General features: G+C 64.8%; 9 protein-coding genes and 1 pseudogene. 3 read left to right on the top strand and 7 right to left on the bottom strand.

Annotated elements, in window-relative coordinates:
- Both AC3WOS_RS28150 and AC3WOS_RS28145 read left to right on the top strand, forming a co-directional pair.
- Nucleotides 1–1,220: PQQ-dependent sugar dehydrogenase (locus AC3WOS_RS28150; RefSeq protein WP_492720579.1), on the top strand; the 1,220-nt coding region annotated here is incomplete at its 5' end.
- 86 nt (nucleotides 1,221–1,306) lie between these two features.
- Complete coding sequence (locus tag AC3WOS_RS28145; protein ID WP_492720577.1) at nucleotides 1,307–1,732, top strand: OsmC family peroxiredoxin; 426 nt, start codon at nucleotides 1,307–1,309, stop codon at nucleotides 1,730–1,732.
- A gap of 140 nt (nucleotides 1,733–1,872) precedes the next feature.
- Here AC3WOS_RS28145 and AC3WOS_RS28140 read toward each other — a convergent pair.
- Nucleotides 1,873–2,325 (bottom strand): annotated as a pseudogene (locus AC3WOS_RS28140) (methyl-accepting chemotaxis protein); the annotation flags it as partial.
- 1,143 nt (nucleotides 2,326–3,468) lie between these two features.
- On the opposite strand from AC3WOS_RS28140, the gene gloA reads away from it, so the two are divergent.
- A complete protein-coding gene (gene gloA, locus AC3WOS_RS28135) occupies nucleotides 3,469–3,876 on the top strand; it encodes a lactoylglutathione lyase (RefSeq protein ID WP_492720576.1) in 408 nt (135 codons plus the stop codon).
- A gap of 19 nt (nucleotides 3,877–3,895) precedes the next feature.
- Here the strand turns inward: gloA and AC3WOS_RS28130 are convergent, their stop codons facing one another.
- The 6 genes from AC3WOS_RS28130 to AC3WOS_RS28105 all read right to left on the bottom strand — a co-directional run.
- A complete protein-coding gene (locus AC3WOS_RS28130; protein WP_492720574.1) occupies nucleotides 3,896–5,200 on the bottom strand; it encodes a TolC family outer membrane protein in 1,305 nt (434 codons plus the stop codon).
- Nucleotides 5,201–5,304: 104 nt separating this feature from the next.
- Nucleotides 5,305–5,628 carry a rhodanese-like domain-containing protein gene (locus AC3WOS_RS28125; protein WP_492720572.1) on the bottom strand — a complete coding sequence of 108 codons (324 nt, stop codon included), beginning with the start codon at nucleotides 5,626–5,628 and terminating at the stop codon, nucleotides 5,305–5,307.
- A gap of 10 nt (nucleotides 5,629–5,638) precedes the next feature.
- A complete protein-coding gene (locus AC3WOS_RS28120) occupies nucleotides 5,639–6,292 on the bottom strand; it encodes a protein-L-isoaspartate O-methyltransferase family protein (RefSeq protein ID WP_492720570.1) in 654 nt (217 codons plus the stop codon).
- A 164-nt stretch (nucleotides 6,293–6,456) separates the two neighbouring features.
- Nucleotides 6,457–7,107, bottom strand: coding sequence for a TetR/AcrR family transcriptional regulator (locus AC3WOS_RS28115; RefSeq protein ID WP_492720568.1), 651 nt, complete (start codon nucleotides 7,105–7,107; stop codon nucleotides 6,457–6,459).
- 433 nt (nucleotides 7,108–7,540) lie between these two features.
- Nucleotides 7,541–7,927, bottom strand: coding sequence for a hypothetical protein (locus AC3WOS_RS28110; protein WP_492720567.1), 387 nt, complete (start codon nucleotides 7,925–7,927; stop codon nucleotides 7,541–7,543).
- Nucleotides 7,928–8,173: 246 nt separating this feature from the next.
- Nucleotides 8,174–8,827 (bottom strand): RHS repeat-associated core domain-containing protein (locus AC3WOS_RS28105; RefSeq protein WP_492720565.1); only part of this gene is annotated, 654 nt, incomplete at its 5' end.

Below are 8,827 nucleotides of genomic sequence, written 5' to 3'. Positions count from 1 at the left end.
CCCACCCTGCCCTGCCGGAACCGGCCACGCCCCTCATCCCGACAGTCGCCGTCGCCCCCGTGGCGCGCTGGCAGGATGACGAAAAGCCCGTGCCGGCGTCCGGCTTCCAGGTGCAGGCCTATGCGCGCGGGCTCGATCATCCGCGCTGGCTGTATGTGCTGCCCAACGGCGACGTGCTGGTGGCCGAAACGAACGCCCCGGCCCGCGCCAACGCGGGCCATGGCGTGCGCGGCATGATCACGCGCTACCAGATGAAGAAGGCGGGGGCGGCCGGCGCCTCGGCCGACCGCATTACCTTGCTGCGCGGCGTGGGGCCGGATGGCGCGGCGGCCCAGCGCAGCGTGTTCCTCGACCAGCTGCACTCGCCGTTCGGCATGGCGCTGGCCGGCAATGTCCTGTACGTGGCCGACACCGACGCCGTGCTGCGCTTTGACTACCGGCCGGGCCAGACCGCCATCGCCACGGCCGGCATCAAGGTGCTGGACTTGCCGGCCGGCCCGCAGAACCGCCACTGGACCCGCAACCTGGTGGCCAGCCCGGACGGGCGCTACCTGTACATCGGCGTCGGCTCGGGCAGCAATGTGGGCGAGAACGGCCCGCAGGCGGAAACGGGCCGCGCCGCCATCTGGCAGCTGGACCTGGCCAGCGGCAAGGCGCGCCCCTACGCGACGGGCTTGCGCAATCCCGTCGGCATGGATTGGGAACCACACAGCGGCCAGCTGTGGACCGCCGTCAACGAACGCGATGAACTGGGTAACGAGCTGGTGCCGGACTACCTGACGGCCGTGCAGGACGGCGCCTTCTACGGCTGGCCCTACAGCTATTTCGGCGCCCATGTGGACCGCCGCGTCACGCCCGAGCGGCCCGATCTGGTGGCGCGCGCCGTCGAGCCGGACTATGGGCTGGGCGCCCACACGGCATCGCTGGGACTGGCTTTCTACCGGGGCCAGCTGTTTCCGCCCAGTTACCGCGACGGCGCCTTCATCGGCCAGCACGGCTCATGGAACCGGCGCCCGCCCAGCGGCTACCAGGTGATCTTCGTGCCGTTCGCCAATGGCAAGCCGGCCGGTCCGCCGCGCGACTTCCTGATCGGCTTCCTGGACCGCAAGGGCACGGCCCATGGCCGTCCCGTGGGCGTGGCCGTGGACCGCGAGGGCGCGCTGCTGGTGGCCGACGACGTGGGCAACACGGTGTGGCGCGTCACGCCCAAGGTGCGCTGATACGGCCGTGCTATGTGCGTTTCCGTACGGAGGGGCGCATACGGTCGCGTCATGATGGCGCATCGCAAGCAGAACAGGAGCACATCATGAAACGCACTGGAACGGCCGTCTGGAGCGGTGACCTGAAAGGCGGCAGCGGCAGGGTGGCAACGGAAAGCGGCATCCTCGACAACATCTCATACGGCTATCACAGCCGCTACGAACACGACGCCGGCACCAACCCGGAGGAATTGCTGGGCGCGGCCCACGCGGCCTGCTTCACCATGACGCTGGCCGGCGAGCTGGCCGCCGCCGGCATGAAGGCGCGCAGCCTGATCACGACCGCCACTGTCACGCTGGGCAAGAGCGGCGACGATTACCAGATCGGCGCGGTACACCTGAACCTGATCGCCTTCATCCCGGGCGCCAGCCAGGCCGCCTTCGAGCGCGCGGCGCTCAAAGCCAAGCTCGAATGTCCGATGTCGCGCCTGCTCAAGGCCCACATCACGCTGGACGCGCGGCTCGACCATTGAACGGCGGCGCCCGGCTGGTCACCCGGCAGCTGGAACACGGCCATGGTGTGCGCCATGTCGCCGGTCTGGCTGTCGAGGGTGGCCGCCGCGGCCGCCATCTGCTCCACCAGCGCCGCGTTCTGCTGGGTAGTCTCGTCCATCATGGTGACGGCCACGCCCACCTCGGCCACGCCGTCGGACTGGGCGGCGCTGGATCCTGCGATCTCGCCCATGATGCCGGTGAGGCCGCGGATCGATTGCACCACCTCCGCCATCGTGCTGCCGGCCTTGTCCACCAGCGCCACGCCATGGCCCACGCGCGCCACGCTGCTGTCGATCAGGGCCTTGATCTCCCGGGCCGCTTCGGCCGAACGGCCCGCCAGCGTGCGCACCTCGGTCGCCACCACGGCAAAACCGCGCCCCTGCTCGCCCGCGCGCGCCGCCTCCACGGCCGCATTCAAGGCCAGAATATTGGTCTGGAACGCAATGCCGTCGATCACGCCGATGATGTCGGCAATGCGGCGCGACGAGTCGTCGATTTCCTTCATGGTGCCCACCACCTGCCCCACCACGGCGCCGCCCTGCTCGGCCACGGCCGAGGCGTCGATCGCCATCTGGTTGGCATGACGGGCGCTGTCAGCATTCTTGCGCACCGTCTCGCCCAGTGCCGCCATCGAGGCCGTGGTCCGTTCCAGCGCGCTGGCCTGGCGTTCCGTGCGCTCGCTCAGGTCGCGGCTGCCGGCCGCGATCTCGCTGGTGGCCGTGGCGATGCCGTGGGCCGACTGGCGCACCCCTTTGACCAGCGTTTGCAGCGAGCCCTGCATTTGCCGCATCACGCCCATCAGGCTGTTGTCGTCGCCCTGGTTGGGGATGGCCGAGGTCAGGTTGCCGTGCGCCACCTGGGCCAGCGCCGCCCGGGCCGACGCCGGATCGCCCCCCAGTTCGCGGCGCACGGTGGCCTGCAGCGGGAAATTGAGGCCCACCGCCACCAGCGCCGCCAGCACGGCGATGCCGATCGAGAGCCGGGTGGCCCAGGCGGCGCGCGCATTGACCGCAGCCTGCGCGGCCTGCGAAGCCTTTTGCGCCAGCTCGCGCTGCTTGATCAAGGCGCCGCGCAGCGCGCGCCAGGCCGGGGTTTCCACTTTATTGAGGACGGCGGCCGCGTCGCCTTGCGCGGCCAGGGTGGCCAGCACCTGTTGCTGGGCCTTGGCATGGTCGGCGCGCAAGGCCACGGTCTGGCCGATGCCGGCCTCGAACTGGCTGCCGCGGGCGCTGCCGGCCGCTTCGGCGTAGGCGGCCTGGTAGGCGCTTTGCGCCGCCTTGAGATTTTCGGCCGCCTTGGGATTGGCCGGGTCGAGCACGATGTTGCGCAGTGCCTGCCCCATCTGCAAGCCTTGCGCATACATTTCGGACAGGTCGCGCTCGACGGCCTGCTCGGTGTTGATGTAGCGGTCGAATTCGGCGCGCGTATTGACCAGTGAGACGATGCTGGTCGTCAGCCCAAGGACGAACAGGATGGCCGGGATGGCCGCGAAACCGACTATTTTCGTACTGAAGCGCATGACACCTCTCCCTGAGCTTACGCCATTGTTTTTAAGCAACACATCGATATCGAGTGTAACTGAAGGCAGGGCCGGCAAAGCCGGGAGAGAGGAAAATAATTGACGGGGAGGCGGTGCCGCAACGGCGCGGCGGCAGGAACAGGACAAAACGCATAGAATGCCGCTTACCGTCCACCGACATCACGAAAGACCACCATGCGTATATTGCACACCATGCTGCGGGTAGGCGACCTGCAGCGTTCGATCGACTTCTACACCAAGGTGCTGGGCATGAAACTGCTGCGCACCAGCGACAATCCGGAATACAAATACACGCTGGCCTTCCTCGGCTACGGCGCCAATCCCGAGCACGCGGAACTGGAACTGACCTACAACTACGGGGTGGAGCGCTACGAGATGGGCACGGCCTACGGCCACCTGGCCATTTCGGCCGAAGATATCTACCGCGCCTGCGAGGCCGTCAAAGCCAACGGCGGCAACGTCACGCGCGAGCCGGGACCGGTGAAAGGGGGCACGTCCGTGATCGCCTTCGTCACCGACCCGGACGGCTACAAGATCGAACTGATCGAACGCCAGTTCGACGGCGCCGGCGCCGGCCTGTAAGCCCGCGCCGGCCGCTGGCTTAGTGGGCCAGCAGGGCGTTGATCGTTTCCAGGTCTTCCGCTTTGAGCGAGCCGGCCGCCGCCTTCAGGCGCAGGCCGCTCATGATGGTGTCGTAGCGGGCCTTGGCCAGGGTTTGCTGGGTCGAGTACAGCAGCTTTTGCGCGTTCAGCACGTCGATGTTGATGCGCACGCCCACCTGGTAACCGAGCTTGTTGGAATCGAGAGAGGACTTGCTCGACACCTCGGCCGCTTCCAGCGCCTTGACCTGGGCCAGGCCGCTGTTGACACCCAGGTAAGCCAGGCGCGCGCCCTGCGCGGCCGCGCGGCGGGTCGCTTCCAGGTCGTTGCGCGCCTTGTCTTCCAGCGCGATCGATTCGCGCACCTTGCTGGTGACGGCAAAGCCGCTGAACAGGGGCACGTTCCACTGCACGCCGATGGAATTGTTGTTGGCCACGCTGCTGGAAGTCTGGTTGTTGTGCTGGTTGCTGGCCACCAGGTTGACGGTCGGGTAGTGGCCGGAGCGGTTGCGCTCGATCTCGCGCTTGGCGATCTCCAGCTGCAGCTGGGCGCCCACCACGGCGTAGTTCTGGCCTTCGGCCGAGCTGACCCACGGTTCCACGGCGGCCGGCTGGGGACCGGCGATGGTCACGCCGGTGCGCAGCGGCGCCAGTTCGGTGGGGGCCTGGCCGATGATCACCTGCAGCGCCGTGCGCTTGTTTTCCAGGTCGTTGATGGCGGCGAACTCCTGCGCCACCACCAGGTCATAGGCGGCCTGCGCCTCGTGGGTATCGGTGATGGTCTGGGTGCCCACTTCAAAATTGCGCTTGGCCGAGGCCAGCTGTTCCGTCGTCGCCACTTTCTGGGCCTGGGTCGAGGCCAGGAAGTCCTGCGCTGTCAGCACGTCGAAATAGGCCTGGGCCACGCGCACGATCAAATCCTGCTGCGACTGGGCGAAGGTGGCCTCGGCGGCCGCCTGCAGCAGTTTGCCCTGCTGGTACTGCTGCCAGCTGGCCCAGTTGAACAGGGGCTGGGTCAGCGTGACGGCGTAATTGTTGATGTGGTAGTCGTTGTCATGCTTGGGGGAGGGATCCACCTGCAGGTCGCCGCTGTTGCGGCTGTTGGAACCGCTGGCCGAGATGAACGGCAGCAGGCCGGCCCGGCCCTGGGTCGTACGTTCCTGCCCCGCCGTCAGGCTGGCGCGGGCGCCGGCATAGGTCGCGTCGTTGGCCAGCGCTTGCTGGTACACCTGGACCAGATCGGCCGCCTGTGCGTTGAACGTCATGAAAGCGCTGGCGATCAGCACGGCGATAAGGGGTCTCTGCATTGCGTTCTCCGTGGGAGTCATCAAAAAAAGTTAATCATATCAAAAAGACACCATCCATTGCCGCCGCGCCCAGCACCGCGTTGCCGCGGCCCGGTATTGCAGACCTAGTACTTGGGCATCGCGCCGTCGACCTGCACGGCCCAGGCGTGCACGCCGCCCGTCAGGTTGCTCACCTTGCCGAAGCCGTGACGCTCCAGGAAGGCGGCCACCTGCAGGCTGCGCGCGCCGTGGTGGCAGATGCACACGATGGCAGCATCCTCATCGAGATCGTCGATGCGGGCCGGGATGGTTTGCATGGGCATCAGGGTCGCGCCGGCGATATGGCACGTCTCGAATTCCCATGGTTCCCGCACGTCCAGCAGGAAGGGGCTGGGACGGGCATCGTCGGCCAGCCAGTCCGCCAGTTCCAGCGCAGTCAGATGCTGCATAGCGCCCCGCTCAGAACGTGAAATGCGACGGTGCCGAGGCCAGGCTCAGCAGCTTCACATTGGTTTCAAACAAAGTCTTGGTGTCGTAGCCCGCTTCGCCGGTGCGGGTGATCAGCTGCGCCTTCATCAGGGGCGCGTCGCCGATGATGGCCACCAGCCGGCCACCCACCTTGAGCTGCTGCAGGCACGCTTCGGGCAGCGACGGCAGGCCGCCGGAGACGATGATCACGTCGTAGGGCGCGCCCTTGGCCCAGCCCTGGGCCGCGTCGCCCAGCTCGACCGTGACATTGCTCACGCCGTTGTCGGCCAGGTTCTTCTCGGCCAGCGCCTTCAGTTCCGGCAGGATTTCCACGGTCGTCACGTGACGGCCCTTGTACGCCAGCAGGGCCGCCATGTAGCCGCTGCCGCTGCCCACTTCCAGCACATTTTCGTGCTTCTTCACATTAAGTTCCTGCAACAGGCGCGCTTCCAGCTTGGGCGTGAACATGCACTGGCCGCCCGGCAGCGGGATTTCCGTGTCGACGAAGGCCAGGTTTTTGTGGGCGGCGGGCACGAAATTCTCGCGCTTGACCACCACCAGCAGGTCCAGGACGTCGGGATCGAGCACGTCCCAAGGGCGGATTTGCTGTTCGATCATGTTGAAGCGGGCTTGTTCGATATTCATCTTATGACTCGGTGGAAAAAGAATAATCCGTCATTTTATCGTTGAACTGGCAAGGAAGGCACATGTTAACGAGAAACCTGACGGGACGCGGGAAATTGCGACAGTCTGCAGTTTGGAGGGGTTGAAGCGGCCAATTCGGCCTGCCGGGCTGGCGCGCACGGGCGTCACGGCGCTTTAACGGCCGGCGGCAGCAGGCCGCCCAGGGCCATGCCGATGAACGCTTCCATATAGGCTTGCGGGTCCAGCGCCGGCATGTCGCACGGTAAAAAGCGGTGGGTCCACATCATCAGCATCAGCACGGGGGCCGTCAGCACGTGGGTCATCACTTCCGGATCGAGGGGGCGGAATTCGCCGCGGGCGACGCCGCGCACCAGCACGCTGGAGATCAGGCCGTTGCCGCGGGCGATCACTTCCTCGTTGTAGAACTGGGCCAGGTCGGGGAAATTATTGGCTTCGGCCATCATCAGCTTGGTGATGCCGGCCAGCTCGGTGGCGCCGATCTGCTCCCACCAACGCATCAGGATGGCGCGCAGCAGCTCGGCGCTGTGGCCTTCGAATTCGGCCACGGTCTGCTCGGCAGCACCGATGGCATGCACGATGTGCTCGCGCACGACGGCCTTGAACAATTCTTCCTTGTTCTCGAAATACAGGTAGAGCGTGCCCTTGGACACGCCGGCCCGGCGCGCCACGTCCTCGAGCCGGGTGGCCGCGAAGCCGCGTTCGACGAACTGGGCCAGGGCGGCGGCCAGCAATTCCTGCGGCCGCGCATCTTTGCGCCGCTCCCAGCGGGGCTTGGCTTCGGGGGGGACTGGCATAGGTGTTTGAGTTATAACTTACTTTTAAGTCATTAATATAGACGGCCTGCCGGTCAGCGTCAAGCCGGGTACCCGTTGTTACGTCCGAATAGAACCTTGAATAGACAAATCGCATGAGAGAGGAATCGAATGCTCGTTTGCAGGCAGGATTGCCCCCTCAGTTTGCCCCCGAGGTCCTCGCGAACGCGCCGGCCATCGCATCGCCCGGCCAAGAGACGCGCCACAGCGAATTGCCGCGGCGGCGTCTAGCGTCGAGCAGGAATTGGCCCGTGGCGACGAACTCATCGAACGAGCAGCCATGGCGAGCGCGGCGATCGGCAAACGCTGCAGCCCGGTGGAAGGATAGTAATTCCAGCCGGGCGGAATATCCGGCCGGCCCATCATGCCCGCATACTCATGCCGGGCATCATCGGTATTAGGACTGACAATGCAATCAGCTTCCATCATCACGCCAGCGTTTTCGCGGCATCAAGCATTGCACGACTAAGAGAGCAACAAGCGCTGCTTCAGTCCCATCAAACACTGCATCGCGCCCCTCGGCAAGCCGGTCCATAAGATCCGCCCATCCATGAAAGTAGACGCTGCAAAGGTACGAGACCAAAAGGGCTATCGCACCGCATCCTCGTGCAGGTTGCGGCAAGCGTGAGACCGCAAGAAGTGCACCAACCGCTACAGCCGGCACGACAGCCCAGCCAGAAATTGTGCTTGCAAAGAACAAGACGCCGAAAAGCCTAAACAAGGTGACAGGAATCGCGACGACACAAAGCAGCGTAAAGATCAGAGGCGAATCTATCAGGGGGATCATGCGACCGAATTTCATGGTTTTTTTCCGGCAGCTTTGTACGCATCACCTCCAAACACATCCACTGCCTTGTAGTAGAGCCAGGAAGTCGCTGCCATGTTGGGCCGCTCCAATTTCATGTCTCGTTTGAAATTGCTATCGCACGCTGCCTTTCCGCGTTGATCGCTATAGCAGTCATCATGTGCTGCACACGACTTCGGGAAGAAGTCCGGCACATACGCATCTGTTTTCGCATCGCCGCAACCATACCCACATGGGAGCCCATCAGGCCGCAAGGAAGGGTCTCTGGCCGGAGGGAACACGCTGCGCATGAAATCGCGGAACGCGATTGCACCGCCGGGCGGCTCCAGCCCAGTCGGATCTGTATAACTTATCGGATCCCCCCCCGACATATGCGTAAGAGTTCATCCCCGCGATAAGTCCTAATGGATCAGCTGATATAAATCGCGCCATACTTGGCGAATAATATCGGGCTCGATAGTAATAAAGCCCTGTCCCATCGTTTTCACGACCAGTGTATTGGAACGGGTTGGCATGCGCGGCGTCGGCTGTGGTCGCACCATATGGCTCGTACGAATAATCCACCAGTTTGGCTCCGTTGCCATCGACCAGGCGCAATGTTGAACCCAGCGCATCGGTAAGATAGCTTGTCACTAGCGCGCTGGCGCCTGAGCCAGTCTGCGCGGCGAACAGTTCGTCAATACCCAAGCCCGTGATGTAGGTCGCGAGCACATTGCCCGGTTGACTGTTATCGACGGCCGCACCGTTGAGCGCCTGCACGATATTGGCGCCGTCGTAGACGTAGCCCATGACGTTGCCGTTGACGTCCCTGGTCAAGCGACGGCCGACGGCATCGTAGGTGAAGCTGGCGATCTGCCCTCCCCCTGCGTCCCGTATCTGCACCAGCCTGTCACGTAC

The organism is Rugamonas sp. FW305-51, assembly GCF_058786935.1.
The sequence above is the reverse complement of the archived record's forward strand: the minus strand, read 5'-3'. Positions and strand labels throughout refer to the sequence as shown.